Origin of the sequence: Parapedobacter sp. GCM10030251 (genome assembly GCF_042666505.1) — a bacterium.
Classification (GTDB): domain Bacteria; phylum Bacteroidota; class Bacteroidia; order Sphingobacteriales; family Sphingobacteriaceae; genus Parapedobacter.
The window spans coordinates 141,389-155,974 of sequence record NZ_JBHTDN010000002.1; the positions used below are offsets into that span (position 1 = coordinate 141,389).

At 49.5% G+C, this 14,586-nt stretch carries 14 protein-coding genes; 5 read left to right on the forward strand and 9 right to left on the reverse strand.

Annotation, left to right across the window (positions count from 1 at the left end; all coding sequences use genetic code 11):
- Positions 1-14 precede the first annotated feature (14 nt).
- From ACFQRK_RS06605 to ACFQRK_RS06645, 9 genes are read right to left on the reverse strand one after another with little or no spacing between them, the layout of a single operon-like run.
- On the reverse strand, positions 15-941 hold the full coding sequence (locus tag ACFQRK_RS06605; protein ID WP_379004849.1) for a glycosyltransferase family 2 protein: 927 nt from the start codon (positions 939-941) through the stop codon (positions 15-17).
- Entirely contained in the window at positions 941-2,485 is a 1,545-nt protein-coding gene (locus tag ACFQRK_RS06610) for a glycosyl hydrolase family 28-related protein (protein ID WP_379004851.1), read from the reverse strand. The genes ACFQRK_RS06605 and ACFQRK_RS06610 overlap by 1 nt, the downstream gene beginning before the upstream one ends.
- A complete protein-coding gene (locus tag ACFQRK_RS06615) occupies positions 2,472-3,482 on the reverse strand; it encodes a glycosyltransferase family 4 protein (RefSeq protein ID WP_379004853.1) in 1,011 nt (336 codons plus the stop codon). The genes ACFQRK_RS06610 and ACFQRK_RS06615 overlap by 14 nt, the downstream gene beginning before the upstream one ends.
- Entirely contained in the window at positions 3,479-4,663 is a 1,185-nt protein-coding gene (locus tag ACFQRK_RS06620) for an O-antigen ligase family protein (RefSeq protein WP_379004855.1), read from the reverse strand. The genes ACFQRK_RS06615 and ACFQRK_RS06620 overlap by 4 nt, the downstream gene beginning before the upstream one ends.
- Positions 4,656-5,861: a glycosyltransferase family 4 protein gene (locus tag ACFQRK_RS06625; protein WP_379004857.1), complete on the reverse strand. Its 1,206-nt coding sequence runs from the start codon at positions 5,859-5,861 to the stop codon at positions 4,656-4,658. The genes ACFQRK_RS06620 and ACFQRK_RS06625 overlap by 8 nt, the downstream gene beginning before the upstream one ends.
- On the reverse strand, positions 5,858-6,910 hold the full coding sequence (locus ACFQRK_RS06630; protein WP_379004859.1) for a glycosyltransferase family 4 protein: 1,053 nt from the start codon (positions 6,908-6,910) through the stop codon (positions 5,858-5,860). Before ACFQRK_RS06630 ends, ACFQRK_RS06625 begins: the two co-directional genes overlap by 4 nt.
- Before the next feature lie 8 nt (positions 6,911-6,918).
- Positions 6,919-7,866 (reverse strand): glycosyltransferase family 2 protein, encoded by a 948-nt coding sequence (locus ACFQRK_RS06635; protein ID WP_379004861.1) that lies wholly within the window; start codon positions 7,864-7,866, stop codon positions 6,919-6,921.
- A complete protein-coding gene (locus ACFQRK_RS06640; RefSeq protein WP_379004863.1) occupies positions 7,859-9,400 on the reverse strand; it encodes a lipopolysaccharide biosynthesis protein in 1,542 nt (513 codons plus the stop codon). The genes ACFQRK_RS06635 and ACFQRK_RS06640 overlap by 8 nt, the downstream gene beginning before the upstream one ends.
- Positions 9,401-9,449: 49 nt before the next feature.
- Complete coding sequence (locus ACFQRK_RS06645) at positions 9,450-9,737, reverse strand: DUF2892 domain-containing protein (protein ID WP_379004865.1); 288 nt, start codon at positions 9,735-9,737, stop codon at positions 9,450-9,452.
- A gap of 274 nt (positions 9,738-10,011) precedes the next feature.
- Between ACFQRK_RS06645 and ACFQRK_RS06650 the strand changes: the two genes are divergently transcribed.
- From ACFQRK_RS06650 to ACFQRK_RS06670, 5 genes are all read left to right on the forward strand, one after another.
- Positions 10,012-10,626, forward strand: coding sequence for a TetR/AcrR family transcriptional regulator (locus ACFQRK_RS06650; RefSeq protein ID WP_379004867.1), 615 nt, complete (start codon positions 10,012-10,014; stop codon positions 10,624-10,626).
- 105 nt (positions 10,627-10,731) lie between these two features.
- The gene (locus tag ACFQRK_RS06655; protein ID WP_379004869.1) at positions 10,732-11,946 is read left to right on the forward strand and encodes a TolC family protein; all 1,215 of its coding nucleotides are present in this window, start codon (positions 10,732-10,734) and stop codon (positions 11,944-11,946) included.
- Positions 11,947-11,965: 19 nt separating this feature from the next.
- Positions 11,966-12,859, forward strand: coding sequence for an HlyD family secretion protein (locus ACFQRK_RS06660; RefSeq protein ID WP_379004871.1), 894 nt, complete (start codon positions 11,966-11,968; stop codon positions 12,857-12,859).
- A gap of 28 nt (positions 12,860-12,887) precedes the next feature.
- On the forward strand, positions 12,888-13,802 hold the full coding sequence (locus ACFQRK_RS06665) for an ABC transporter ATP-binding protein (protein WP_379004873.1): 915 nt from the start codon (positions 12,888-12,890) through the stop codon (positions 13,800-13,802).
- A complete protein-coding gene (locus ACFQRK_RS06670) occupies positions 13,799-14,545 on the forward strand; it encodes an ABC transporter ATP-binding protein (protein WP_379004875.1) in 747 nt (248 codons plus the stop codon). Before ACFQRK_RS06665 ends, ACFQRK_RS06670 begins: the two co-directional genes overlap by 4 nt.
- The last annotated feature ends 41 nt before the right edge of the window (positions 14,546-14,586 follow it).

A 14,586-nucleotide genomic window follows, 5' to 3' on the forward strand; every position in this document is an offset into this window, starting at 1 on the left:
AAAAATTCCACAAATTAGGGTAGCCGCCGGGCGGTCTTCCAGTACGACTTATACATGGAAAAAGCCCTGCGCAACCGGACGGGCAGCGATCGGTAGGCCAGTCCTAACCGATACCCCAACCATTTGGCCATAAACGAACAACCGACTTTGGGTAGCACCCAGGGGTTCCGGCGTGCCACATAGCTTATTTCCGATCTCGCATACTTCACGCCTTCGCCATAGGCATGACCAAAGGATTCAAAGATCCATCGGTTATCACTGTGAAAGACGCCTATGTCAAAATACCGCTCGAACTCCTCGCGGAGACTGTATGCGTGGGAATGGTGGACGCAGGCATCGCCCACATAGGCCATTTTCCATCCGTTCAATAGCAACTTTCCAGCGACAATGACGTCTTCACCCATAATCGTACCTCGGGGGAAACCTCCCACCCCTTCAAAAGCACTACGGCGGTAGGCCGCGAACGAGTTCGAGCACGAAATTGTTTTAATACCGTAGGTATCGGCGTCGGCCAAACTCCGGATCTGGGTTTGGGGAGGATAATTGAATAAACGGGCGTGTGCTTCCATGAGCGTAGCTCCCTTGTGCGGAAGCTGTCGGCCATAGGCCATCCCAATTTCCGGATCATCAAATGCCCGTATGATGTTCAGAAGGGTCGATTCATTGGCTGGAATGGCATCCTGGGTCAAAAAGATGTAAATATCTGCCTGCGGATACGTATCGATGGCCAATTGGCGGGTGCCGCCGTGATCAAATTCGTTGCTTCCCAAGCCCATCACTTTGAAGCCGTGGGCCTGAGCGGCTTCCGCTGTGCCGTCTGTGGAACCGGAATCGATCACCACGCGCTCAGCTATGGACGCATTCTGCCCGGCCAGCGCATCCAGCAATGCGACAAAGAGGCTGCCTCCATTGAGGGTAGGTATGTATACATTTGCCTTCATTATTGCGCTTCCATCGCGACGTGTTCGCGGATGCGGTTTTTGTTTATTTTGATATTCGGAGGTTTGAAATCATGGATCCAGGTGCCACCGGATGTGACGAAATTACTATCTATGCGCACGTTAAGGGCCGTTTTCCGTACCGTAATGGCAGCATTTCGCTCGTTGAAGATGTGGTTTCCGAGCAACGATATGCTGTTCGCCTTTACCAACAGCAATGCCCCCGCCTCATGCCCGCTTTTCAGGCGGTTGCCCTCGAACTTCAGATTCCCCACCAAATTAACATTGACCGGTCCGCTGTTTATGTGATTCTCTATGACATTCAATGAGTCAATACGGATATCATTGGGCAACATGATACTACCGATTCGACTGTGCCTGATGTCCAACACTCTCCCGTTTGCATTGGCCAATAGGCGGAGGGTATGAAAGGAATTTCCCTCCATCCGTATGCGCTCCCATTGTCCAACCAATTCGAATGCACCATCGGTGACGTTCCGGTTGGCGGTAATCTCTCCGCAGCCTTCGATGTAGAGTGCAGGACGGTTGTTACCAAAAGCCCGATTCCCGCTGAGCGTCACGCCTGATATGCCGATCAGTGTGCCGATACCGGAGCCATCGGGTGTAGACTCACCCTTCACGAAGCCATTATTTTTGCTGGAATTACCCGCTATGAGCGCATTGATTTTGACTACCTGTCCATGTGCGCGGTTATTGATGTCAACAGCATCGGCGGCATTGTATTCCAGCCTGTTGTTGGTAATGCGGTAATTCGTGACCCGCTCGGCGGTATTAAAGGCCACCTGAATGCCACTCATTCCGTTATGATGGATGTAGTTTCCGTCGATTTCGACATCTCCGCTGTCGTGTATGAAAATGCCATTTTCGCCATTATGATGAAAGTGATTGCCGGAAATCGTTATGCCTTGACTTGACAACACCCGCACAGCGGTCCCCGGATGATACGTTCTAGTGGATTCGCGGGCACCCCCATACCGGGTAATAGTCGAGCCCACTACGCGCGAAGCTGAACAGTTATACCACAATACCGCCGGAAAGGAACGGCTGTTGGTAGAGTCGCCCGTTAACTGGCTACCCGCAATGGTTAAATTGCTGCATTGCGACGCATAGATGGCTTCATTGACCGTTTCCGCCCGGAAGGAAAGGTACACATTGGATATGCGATGTGCACGGAAAAGCGGGGCATCCGAGTGTTGCTTTTCCACGGCGAAGTGTGCCGACAACTCCTTGGGTTGCTTCAGCAATCCATCAGCCACCAAATGAACATTGGACACCAATCGGATGGTACGCACAAGGTACGTTCCTTTGGGTATATATACGGTATCTCCTATCGACGCGCTATCCAATACCGCTTGTATGAAACGACTGTCATCGGTCTTACCATCGCCCTTTGCACCATACTCCTTTACGTTGATGCGACGCGCCGTAGTCTCGGCACCTACTTGCTGGTTTACACGAACGCCACAAGCAACCGTCATCAAGCTACCAGCGATCCAGACGATTTCACGTAATTTAATCCGTTTCATTACTTCTTTCGTTATCCATTATCACCTTCCAGGTATTTGCAGCGGTGCGATCCCAGGTAAACTGTGCTGACCGCTGTTTTCCTTTCTGCTGAAACTCCCGATAGCTATCCGCGTCATTTACCAACGTTTCGATACCGGCTTTGATGGCGTCCACATCGTGCGGATCTACACAAAGCGCGGCATGGTCTGCAATTTCGGGCAACGAGCCCGCCGTGGACGTTAACACCGGTGTGCCGGATGCCATCGATTCGATAACCGGTAGCCCGAAACCTTCCATCAGCGAAACGAAGAGCGTAGCATACGCCCCTTTATAAAGCTTAGGAAGCTCCGTTTCAGGGATTCGCCCCAAAAAACGGACCCGCTTTTCAATACCCAGTTGCGCAATCAATGCACATAGCGGCTCATCTCCGTGGCCAGAAAGAAAACACATAAAATCTGAAGGAATATCTGCGCGGGCGAAAGCGGTAAGCATCGCCGGTATGTTCTTGTTCTTACGCCGATTGCCGACATATAAAAAATACGGCCTTTCTGATTGAAAGACCTCTTCATTTTTCCGATACACCTCATCCACGCCGTTATAGATCACCGTGATCAGCCGCTCGTCAATTCCGAGCAACTCGACCAGCTGCTTTTTGCTGAAATGTGACACGGTGATAATCTGTTGAGCCTTTCTCGCCAACCGGGCAATTACCTGCTGGTAATACAGGCGATGCCAAGTGGTATAGTAAAAAAGATGCATTAAGTCGTGGATGGTAAATACAAACGGTATGCGGCTCTGAAACGGCGGCATAAACGAAGGGCTGTAAAAGACATCGGCATTACTTTTCCGGATTTCCTGCGCCAGCATCCATGGCGTCAAGAGGCTGCCCAGCCGCATGTCGCTTTGTATGAAAGCCAGGGAGATCTCGGCAGGCGCCCGTCCCATCACCTCCCGGAACAATTTACCGATGCCGGTATCACCCGCCCACCGGCCATCAATCAACACACGAAGATTCATAGGCCAATCCTCCACCGCAAACGCTCAATGCCCGCCGGGTAGCTGCTCCCCAGCAGAAACACCAGCATCAAGTATAAGACAATATCGTTATCATACCCTGAATACAAAATCAACAGTATGGCCAGCAACGGCAGGAAAGCCACCCACCAAAAGCCGCTGTTTCTCCGCTCATGCATACAGAATCGGTAGAAATAAAACAGAAACGCTGCATACGACACCAATCCAACGATTCCAAAATCCAGGTAACAATTGAAAAACGTATTATGGATGTGCGGTTCGCCATGGTAAAAATCCGCATAACGGCTAAGAAAGTCGCCTCCGCTCATAAAGCCATCTCCCAACGGAGAAATAGCCGTGAAATGTTGGAAGAAGGCTTTCCAATACACCAACCGGACTCCCATGCCATCATTGGATGCCAGGATACTCTCGATGCGAATCACCCTTTCGGCCAAAAAGGGAATGGCGATCAAGGCCAATGCACTTAATACCACCCGCCAACGGACGGTTGTCCCCGCCCATAGAAGGCAGAAAATCCCGAGAAACAGCGCCACCATAGGCGTGCGCGACAACGATAGCCAAGCCAGCGCCGATACCAAAAGGATACGCCATACCACCAGTTTCCCGTTTTGCACAACCGGCAGCAGTACATAGACAAATCCAAGCAATGCAATGCGTGCACCGAACATGTTCTTATCGGCTAATCCCCAAAAGTAATCAGCTTCCTGATATAACGCGCTGCCGTGTGCCGAACTCGGCACCCCTCCCAGCCAGCGGAACCCGGCGGCCTGGTGGTATAGCAGCAACTGAAGCAAGGTAAGTCCAAGTACCACATGCAGCGTGATGTCGACCCACCGCAATAGCCGGGTGTTGTCGCGTTGAGACAACCACCCTACAGCGAAATAGAGGTAGCCAAAATTGATAGGTAATTTAAGGAAGTTCGCCACCTGCCGTCCGTCTTCAGGCAGTTGAATCAGAAAGATGAGTGAAGCATACCCCGTAAATATCAACAAAAACCACACCCAGTAATGCCGAAGCAGAACCGGTGTATTCAGGAAGTAACACAAGGAAGCCAGCGCAAATAGCAACGGGTAAATTTTAATGGGCAGGAAAACCGACACCAACGCAAGGCAAAATAACACCTCGCATACTGTGTCCTTATAACCTGCAAGGGCATTATGCATCTGCATGATGTTTTGTCGTTGTTTGCAGCACATGTTCATATTCCATTACCATACGTTCAATACTGAGGTATTTGCCGACGGAGGATCTCGCTGCCCCAGCCAACCGATTATAAAGCGTTACATCGCGCCACAATGTGACGAGTGCATCGCCAAGGGAATCCGGCTGATCCGGATTGCACAGGATTCCATTCACGCCATCGTTTACGGTCTCCCGCAAACCTCCCCGGTTGCTTGCGATTACCGGCAAATTATTTGCCAAACCTTCTACGGCGACCATGCCCAACGGCTCCTCCCAGATGGACGGAACGGCCAGTACGTCAATCGTTGCGTAAAAATCGCTAGCACTTACGTACCCGACAAACTCGATACGTTCATTATTCCCGGCCAACTTCCGGAAATGCGCCAGATCTTCCTCCTTGCCACGCCCGGCGATGCGCAGGTGGCCTTCGATACCCGAAGCGTTAAATTGGCGGATGAGCCATTCTACCCCTTTCGCAACCGATAAGGTACCGATATAGCCTACGGTGAGCGATTGCCCTTCCTCCCGTATCCGCGGGTGGCTCACGGCCGGAATATTCCGTGCGTTGTTCACCACGTAGTGGGGAACCCGCTGGAAATACCCCTGTGCATCAAATCGGTCCAATATGCTCTGGCTGATGCCCACCACCGCGTTTACGCTGCCGGACCGGCGTTTATGTTTTCGGCGCAACCACCTTTTCAAAAAGCCCTGAGTCTCTCCCGGTCGGCCGGGGTTAAACAGGGTACTATCCGGACTTAGCAAATACATGTCATGCAATACCTGTACGATCGGAATGCCGGCTTTGTGGATTTCATCCCAAGCGGAAATAGACCATCCGACCAGATTGTGGCACGAGACAATCGCAGGTTTTTCCTTTTCGAGCACCTCCCTGACATATCGGCGCATAGCCGGATTATATGCATCACGCAAATGCCAGAAGAGCCTGCGGAACGCCGGGGGCCTTTCTTGGGTAAACGGCCAATAGCCGTTCCGAAGACCGGCGCGGTACACCTTTACCCCGTCCACCCAATCAACGTTCAGTCCCGCTTCGGGCACCATACTTAACACCGCCACTTCATGTCCCTTGGCTTGCATGCCTTCGACAATGAGCTTGAGGGAGATTTCGGCGCCACCCGCTATATAGGGAGAATACAACGCGTTGATATATAAAATTTTCATAGACGATACACGTGATTATCCAAGATTTCCCCCACTCGTTGCAACGCGTATTGATCAGCCATATAGGTATACAGTCGCTGCCCCATCCCTGCCAATGCGACTGGATCACGATGCTTTAACGCCACCGCACGCGCAATTTGCGCGCTTAATGCTTCGCGATGCTGTTCTTGGGTTTCATACCGGTAATGAAACGTATCGCCCATATGCGGCCCCAAATCTGAAATCGTACCAATTTCGGGACAAATTACCGTCTTTTGATACGAAAAGGCCAGAATGGCGGTGCCGGAATTAAGGCTGCTGGACAAGTCGTAAGGCAGTACGACGACATCGACTTTCCCCAGCAAAGCGGCGATTTCGGTATCGGGGACGAAATAGGGTAGCCATACTACATTGCTTGCATGCGCTGCTCGATCAGAAATTTCCTTTTGATAGGCTTCGTCAACTGCTTTCCCGGCGATCGTCAGCCGCACGGAATCGCCGAATGTGTGTACCACGTCGATGAGCAGCTCCAGGTTTTTATAGGGCTTTACCATACCGATAAAAAGCAGCTCCAACCGTCGGCCTTCGCGCTGTGGCACCTGGCGTATCCCTCCATACACTCCAATAAAATTGGGATGCGGTACGTAAACCGCCTTCCGCAACGCTTTTGGACCATAAGCCGCGAGGACCTCTTCGGATTGCCCGCTGTGAATGACAATGCGATGCGACCAGCGCATCAGCAACCGAGTAAGACTCCGGCTGAAAAAGGACAACCGTCTTTCATGCGAAACCCGATTATGCATTGTCCAGATCAGCGTCTTTCCGCTCCAATGTATGACGATCAGCACCAATAGCTTACGAATAAAGCTTCGTAATGCCACAAAAAAGCTGCTATCGTCGATATTCTCAAACCAATTCAGGTGGATCAATTTGATTGCAGAAAAATGCTTCCGGCTCGAAAAAATTGTATCCAAGGGATGGATGCGGTAGCGTTTTGCACGCAGCTCTCCAACCACTAACTGGATGTATTGGTTTTCATCATTGACAGGCGGATTGAAAATAATATCCATCGGATCTATTAATTCGATAATCTTTTTGCTAATCCCCGCGATTTGATAGCGGCGGCCAGGGTATCGACGAAGCTAAGTCCAAACGTTTTACGGTGTTTGTACCACATCCAAAATTTAGCCTGCCCGTTTGAGCGCATGGATAACGCCATGGTATACCGTTTCCGATCCCGCATGAGTTGCTCCTGTTGCCTTACCAAGGCGCGGTAAACCACCTTTTCCGTGTCATGAGGCACGTGGTTCTCCAAAAAATCGCGCAACCACTGTGCATATTGCATATTCGCACGCATTTTCTCCAGATCGTTGCCGGACGATGTGATCGAAAGATCATTGCTGCGATAGTTAAATACCGGCCTATTGGTGTGGGCAACGCCTTTTTCCGCACAGGCGAGGTAAGCCGTAATATCATCGGATCCCCAAGCAAGCGGCATGGAATAAAAGCCCCCTTTGTCGCGCAATGCAGCGGTGCGGTATACAAAATCGGAGATGTACTGAGACCGCCATTGGTTAAGACGGTGCCAGATGTGATCGCAGACCCGTTCGTACGTTGGACAGGCTGGCGTCAGTTGAAGCGGTTCGCCCCGGTCGTTAATAACCACACTTCGGCAATGGTATACATCCAAGTCCGGATAATCGCGAATTAACCGCGCGAATTCATCCAAATAATCCGGTTCCAAGCGATCGTCATCGCCCATCATCACGAGGTATTCCCCTTGCGCCAGCGCCAGGCATTTATTCCAATTGGCGGTAAGCTGCACAGCACCAACATTACGTTCGTTTTCATAATACCGGATCCGGGCGTCGTTAAACGTTGTTACGATTTGCCTTACCGGCTCCGGTGAACAGTCGTTTAACACAATCAATTCAAAATCGGCAAGCGACTGTGCGAGGATGCTTTGCATACACTCCGCCAAGAAGCGGCTCTTGTAGGCCGGAATACAAACCGAAAATTTAGGCATTGCCCCTCCCTTTTCCCATAAGTGTCTCCTTTAAATAACGGACGTCGACTGGCTTTACGACAAAGACCAATAGATACACGAGATAAATGATCCCAAATACTGCCGAACCGGCGATAACCGTGCCATATCCACCCCTGAACGGCAAGGCTTGTATGGCGTATCGGCTAATGAACAAGGTCAAGACCCCGCCTGCTGCTGCAGGCAGGAATGCACGCGTGAACAGGCGGAATCCATTCAACTTAAGTACCCGGGGTATGTAGTAAACGTAAAAAAAACCAATCTGGAGCACCATATACACCAGGTAACCCACCACGGCCGCACCTACCTGTAGGCTGGGGGCAAACACCACGGTAATGGGTAACGAGACCAGGCAGGCAATTGCGGAAGAATACACCAGAAATTTGGTTTTTCCCGTAGAAAGCACCAAGCTCGCAACGGGGGTATTGTGCATGGAAAGCAACACCGTGAGTAACCAAAGCGACAGCCAAAGGGACAAATCGACGTATCCAACGCCCATGTATAGACGGAGAATCTCATCCGCATTCAGGATCAACACAAACACCACAAATACGAGAAAGACGGAAATGTACTTCGTCGCCTCAAATATCATCCGCTCCATCCGTTGCGGGTTACCTTCCGCGTAGACTTTTGAGGCTGACGGCAACAGGACCTGCATGAATACGCCTCCGAACGCAACAATGAGCATCGCAATGGTCTGTATCACCCGGTAATCGGTAAGTACTTCCATGCCCTCGGCAAATCTGCCCAGCAAAAGCGGGCGTAGGTTATTTGCGGTCAACTGGAACAATCCCATAAGAAATATAGCCAAACTGTAGTTCAATATTTCACGGAAAGCGCTTCCGTGCCAATGGGCAGCCAGCAGGGAACTCCGGGATATCGGGAATACCCGCAGCCGGGCGATATAAAATGGTATCGGAATTAACGTGGTTAAGGTATAGGCGATAAAATACGGGATCAATGACCACTTTAACTGAATAGCTAAAAACGCAACGGCAAAATTCAACAGGCTGCTGATCACTGTTATCCGGTTTACATATGCCAGTTCATCTTTGGCGCTCAGAAGTTGGATAACTACGCTGGATAGCCAATTGAGCACCGTTGAAAACGCAAGAATGTACATAATCTGCCGGTAAAGCGGTTCCTGGTCGTCGGCAAGGTTAAACAGTTGGGTACCGTACGCAGACATAACCAGAAAAATGACGGCATTGAGCAGCCCGATCACGCCGTAAAAGACCACGCTGGACTGAGATACGTTTTCAATCTTAGTCCACGCGGAATCTGCTGTCCACATCGAAAAAAAGCGCACCGCACCCACGTTGAATCCCAAATCCATCAGCCGCAAATAAGCATTGAGTGAAAAGGCTAAGGCAATCAATCCATAATCGGCTTTACCATAAAAGCCTACCAGCATGGGAATTGTAACGAACTTGGCTAACGCATCGAGGACTTTCGCAATGATTCCCCACACGGAGCCCGAAAAAATACGTGATACGGTTGTAGTGTTGGGATTCATATTCAGCCAACCAATATCGACAAAAATGCCGACCGGCCAAAAACAACCCTTATTCCTCTACAATCCGCTCCACAATGGTAATATCCTGATCCGGACATACCGAGTCTTTTACCGGACAATATCCCGTTGCTCCACGTAAGATTAAGGCGCTTCCAAGTGTCACTTCGGCAAGCGAGGTTAACGGGGCCCTAAACATCCGTGTAATTCCTGTGTACAGCACAAATGCTCCCGCGGCCACTGATAATATCCGCTCTGAATTGGCAATGTTACGATGGTCACTGGCTTCTCTAAGCCGCTCCTTCACGTCGTCGAGTATCTCTTTGGTCTTGGCGTTCATATCCTTTAACTTCGTAATTAATTTCTTTGCTTTCGCTAGTTACAACAAATCGCCGGACATTTGGTTTTGGGAAGTCGTATTTTTCCACTTGCATAGCGATCCTTCGCTTTGATTGCCATTAAAACATGATCCGTTCAAGTTGCACAAGCAGAACTATTGCACGAAATGAACATCGCCGGACTTACTGGGTCGGCGAAAATAAATTTAATCAAATGATTAAAAAATTTGGTTAAATCAAAAATCGCCATTAACTTTGTCCGGACAACGATTCAACATGGCGAAAACAAAGGGAGCAAAACCCGATTTAAGCACAGAGGAAAAAATCAAAGAAGCCGCTCGTAAGGTGTTTACACAAAAAGGTTACGCGGCGACGCGAACACGGGATATCGCGGAAGAAGCCGGCATTAATCTCGCGCTACTTAATTACTATTTCCGGAGCAAGGAAAAGCTGTTTGAAATCGTCATTCTGGAAAAAATGCATATCCTATTGGGCAAAATAGGTCCCGCAATGACGGACGAGCATACTTCTATCGAGCAAAAAGTGGAACAAATCGCCGAGCATTACATTAATACATTGGTGGCCAATCCAGACATTCCCTTATTTGTCCTGGGTGAAATCCGAAATCATCCCGAGAAGTTTGCAAGCATGATCCGGACCAAAACAAAAATTGTTGATTCCGCATTTTTCAAACAATTAGCTGAAAGACGCCCGGATATAGACCCCTTACATTTTATTTTCAACATGCTCGGTCTTATTATTTTCCCATTTATCGGCAAACCGCTTCTTCAATTGATCGCTGGAATCAAGCCGGAACGTGCAACTATATTAATGAATGAACGAAAAACACTGGTCAAGACATGGTTTCTGGCAATGCTAGCGGCTAAATAATTTTTTTTTGACATATATTAATCAAATGATTAATTCAAATTTATAAATAAAATGATTAACTTTCAATTTTTGGCAGCATGCGCTTTGATCGTTCCGCTAATTTCTATGTCGCAGCCCTCCGAAACGGTGTTAACCCTTACGGAGAGCCGAACCTTGGCTGCGGAAAATTACCCTTTGATCAAGCAGCGCAACCTCATCGCATTGAGTGCACGGTACGCAATCGAACAAGCCAACAAGGGTTACCTGCCCCAGCTCAACGTGAGCGGCCAGGCCACGTATCAATCCGAAGTGACGCAAATTCCCCTTCAGGTTCCCGGAATCGACGTACCGACGTTCAACAAAGATCAATATAAACTGTACGGTGAGATAAGCCAATCCCTTTTTGATGGGGGCGTCATTAAACTCCAGAAGCAGGCTGCCGAAGCAAATGCACAGGTAGAAGCACAAACGTTGGAAGTGGAACTATACAAAATCAACGAGCGGATCCACCAACTCTTTTTCGGCATTTTGCTACTGGATGCGCAGCTGGACCAAAATGAGTTACTCCGAAAAGATATCCAAGTGGGTCTGGATAAAACCAACGCAGCAATTGCTAACGGCGCTGCACTGAAAAGCAACGGCAGTCTGCTTGAAGCTGAATTACTCAGAACCGCGCAGCGCACGGTGGAATTACAGACCAAGCGACGGGCGTATCTGCACATGCTTAGTCAATTAATTAACCGGCCACTGGATGAAAACACCCGGTTGGAACGGCCCAGCCCTCCAGCCGCCACTTCCGGCAATAACCGTCCGGAGTTGGAGTGGTACACCTCCCAGCAAAACAGCATTGCTGTAAATCGTAAATTGTTGACGGCCAAAAATCTCCCTAAGCTGAACTTCTTTTTACAGGCAGGCGCAGGACGCCCTGCGTTGAACATGTTAAGCAATGATTTCGATGCATATTACTATGGCGGAATCCGTTTAAACATCCCGATAAGCGGCTTTTACACATTGAAAAAAGAAAGAGCCATGTTGGATATCAAAGCCCAAACCATTGATGTACAAAAGGAAAATTTCCTTTTTAACAACAAACTGATGCTGACACAGCAAAATACCGAATCAAGCCAATATGAACAGCTACTGGAAACCGACGATGAAATCATTTCGCTTCGCGCCTCGGTAAAAAAAGCAGCGCTTGCCCAACTGGAAAATGGCGTTGTCAACTCATCCGACTACCTTCGTGAAGTCCACGCCGAAGACAGCGCCAAATTAGCCAAAATTCTACACCAGCTCCAATGGCTGATTATTCAATACGATATCCAATACACGACCGGAAATTAGCTAACTAAAAAATATAAAAATGAACCGTTTAAAAAACCTGATGATCCTCCCTTTCTTCCTAATGGCGTGCGGTCCACAAGAAAATGCTTATGACGCATCAGGAACCTTTGAGGCCGTGGAAACCCTCATTTCCGCCGAAGCAAACGGCGTCATCAAAGCACTGGATATCCGGGAAGGCCAGGAACTGCATGCAGGTCAAGCCATCGGCTATATAGACAGCACACAGCTTTACTTACGAAAACTCCAGCTTCAGTCGCAAATCAAAGCCGTACTTAGCAAACGGCCTAATGTAGCCATACAGCTCGCCGCCCTGCAGGAGCAATTAAGCCAAGCCATCCGAGAACAACGTCGCCTTGCCAACTTGGTACGGGCAGACGCGGCAACCCCCAAACAATTGGACGATGCCAATGCACAGGTAGCCGTTATCAAAAAGCAGATTGCGGCGCAGCAGTCGTCCTTGGGCATTACCTCATCGAGTCTCACACAGGAGGCCTCCCCACTGGAAGTTCAAATCGCACAATTGGAAGATGAACTGGCAAAAAGCCGCATTGTCAATCCGCTTGATGGCATCGTGCTGGTGAAGTATGCCGAAGCAAACGAGACAGTTACGGTGGGTAAACCCCTGTACAAGATCGCGGATCTTTCTTCTATCATACTGCTTGCCTATATCACCGGACCGCAATTTAGTCAGCTGAAGCTCAATCAAACCGTCACGGTGTTGGTGGATGATGCCGAGAGTGGTTACCGGGAGTATCCCGGCGTGGTGGAATGGATCAGCGGCAAGGCGGAGTTTACGCCGAAAACTATCCAGACAAAAGACGAACGCGAAAACCTGGTGTATGCTACGAAAATACGTGTAAAGAACGATGGACTGCTTAAAATAGGCATGTATTGTGAGGTGCGGTTCGATTGAAAGCAGAAGGAAATTGAAAGACACTTTTATGGTTAGTGTGAACAACATCACGAAGACGTATAACAAGGGCGCCGTTAAAGCCGTAAACGACGTATCGTTTTCAGTGGACGAAGGCGAATTATTTGGCCTGATTGGCCCCGACGGAGCGGGTAAGAGTAGCATCTTCCGGATTCTGACCACGCTTCTACTGCCGGATACAGGTACCGTCAAGGTAGCCGGATACGACGTCATAAAGGACTACCGTCAGATCCGAAGCAGCGTTGGCTATATGCCGGGCCGGTTTTCACTGTACCCTGATCTCAGCATTGAAGAGAACCTCCGCTTTTTTGCTACGGTATTCAACACCACTGTGGAGCAAAATTATCACCTCATTGAAGACATCTACGTGCAGATCGCGCCTTTTAAGAAGCGACGGGCTGGCAAACTATCCGGGGGAATGAAGCAGAAGCTGGCGCTTTGCTGCGCATTGATCCATAAGCCTACGGTGCTATTCCTAGATGAGCCCACCACGGGCGTCGATCCCGTTTCGCGTAAAGAATTCTGGGAAATGCTGAAACGCCTGAAGCAACAGGGCATCACCATTGTTGTTTCCACGCCTTACATGGATGAAGCGACATTATGCGATCGTATTGCACTGATCCAACACGGGCGTATTCTTTCAATCAATTCACCGCAAGGAATCGTAGCTGCCTATCCGGGCCGGCTATATGCGGTCAAGGCCCGGGATATGCCGCGCGCTAGCCGTGTATTGTCCGCCCATACGCCACCAATCAATAGTTATCTATTTGGTGAATATATTCACGTTGACGGTCAGGGCATGGGCGACCGCGATCCAATCGAGTTGCTGAACGGGATCCTGACCCAAGCGGGGCTCGACAGCATCGAGGTGATGCCTGTGACACCTACCATCGAAGATTATTTTATTAAACTGCTGACAACATGAATGCGAACCAACCCGTGATCAAAGCCGAGAACTTGACCAAGCGTTTCGGCGACTTCATCGCTACCAATGCCATCAGCTTTGAGGTGTACAAAGGAGAAATATTCGGATTCCTCGGTGCAAACGGTGCGGGAAAAACAACGGCGATGCGCATGCTATGTGGCCTGTCCGTTCCCTCTTCCGGAACCGCACATATTGCGGGATTCGACGTGTATCGACAGACGGAGAAGATCAAACGGAATATCGGATACATGAGCCAGAAATTTTCGTTGTACGAAGACCTAACCGTATTGGAAAACATCCGCTTTTTTGGAGGGATATACGGATTGAGCGATCAAGAGCTTCGGTTGAAAAGCGACGCGCTGATTGAACAGCTGGGATTGCAATCGGAGGCAAAGAAGCTGGTCGGCGAATTGCCGTTGGGCTGGAAACAAAAACTAGCCTTTTCGGTATCCATCCTCCATGAACCCACCGTTGTGTTTCTTGATGAGCCCACCGGCGGCGTGGACCCCGTGACACGCCGGCAATTCTGGGCGTTGATTTACGAGGCTGCCGGCAACGGCATTACGGTATTTGTTACGACACATTACATGGACGAAGCGGAATACTGTCATCGGATTTCCATCATGGTCGATGGCCGCATTGCCGCATTGGGTACCCCAAAGGAGTTAAAGGCTCAACTGAATGAATCTTCAATGGATGGCGTCTTCTATCAATTAGCCCGAGGCGCTAAGAATACGGATTAATGAGAAATGAAATGGAAAGTGGAAAGCGGAAATGAATTTCA

Coding starts and splice junctions, on each gene's coding strand:
- ACFQRK_RS06655 (WP_379004869.1), top strand. CDS start 10,732: ATGTCGCAGCCCTCCGAAACGGTGTTAACCCTTACGGAGAGCCGAACC.
- ACFQRK_RS06620 (WP_379004855.1), bottom strand. CDS start 4,663: ATGCATAATGCCCTTGCAGGTTATAAGGACACAGTATGCGAGGTGTTA.
- ACFQRK_RS06640 (WP_379004863.1), bottom strand. CDS start 9,400: ATGAATCCCAACACTACAACCGTATCACGTATTTTTTCGGGCTCCGTG.
- ACFQRK_RS06665 (WP_379004873.1), top strand. CDS start 12,888: ATGGTTAGTGTGAACAACATCACGAAGACGTATAACAAGGGCGCCGTT.
- ACFQRK_RS06630 (WP_379004859.1), bottom strand. CDS start 6,910: ATGGATATTATTTTCAATCCGCCTGTCAATGATGAAAACCAATACATC.
- ACFQRK_RS06625 (WP_379004857.1), bottom strand. CDS start 5,861: ATGAAAATTTTATATATCAACGCGTTGTATTCTCCCTATATAGCGGGT.
- ACFQRK_RS06670 (WP_379004875.1), top strand. CDS start 13,799: ATGAATGCGAACCAACCCGTGATCAAAGCCGAGAACTTGACCAAGCGT.
- ACFQRK_RS06645 (WP_379004865.1), bottom strand. CDS start 9,737: ATGAACGCCAAGACCAAAGAGATACTCGACGACGTGAAGGAGCGGCTT.
- ACFQRK_RS06605 (WP_379004849.1), bottom strand. CDS start 941: ATGAAGGCAAATGTATACATACCTACCCTCAATGGAGGCAGCCTCTTT.
- ACFQRK_RS06610 (WP_379004851.1), bottom strand. CDS start 2,485: ATGAAACGGATTAAATTACGTGAAATCGTCTGGATCGCTGGTAGCTTG.
- ACFQRK_RS06635 (WP_379004861.1), bottom strand. CDS start 7,866: ATGCCTAAATTTTCGGTTTGTATTCCGGCCTACAAGAGCCGCTTCTTG.
- ACFQRK_RS06650 (WP_379004867.1), top strand. CDS start 10,012: ATGGCGAAAACAAAGGGAGCAAAACCCGATTTAAGCACAGAGGAAAAA.
- ACFQRK_RS06615 (WP_379004853.1), bottom strand. CDS start 3,482: ATGAATCTTCGTGTGTTGATTGATGGCCGGTGGGCGGGTGATACCGGC.
- ACFQRK_RS06660 (WP_379004871.1), top strand. CDS start 11,966: ATGAACCGTTTAAAAAACCTGATGATCCTCCCTTTCTTCCTAATGGCG.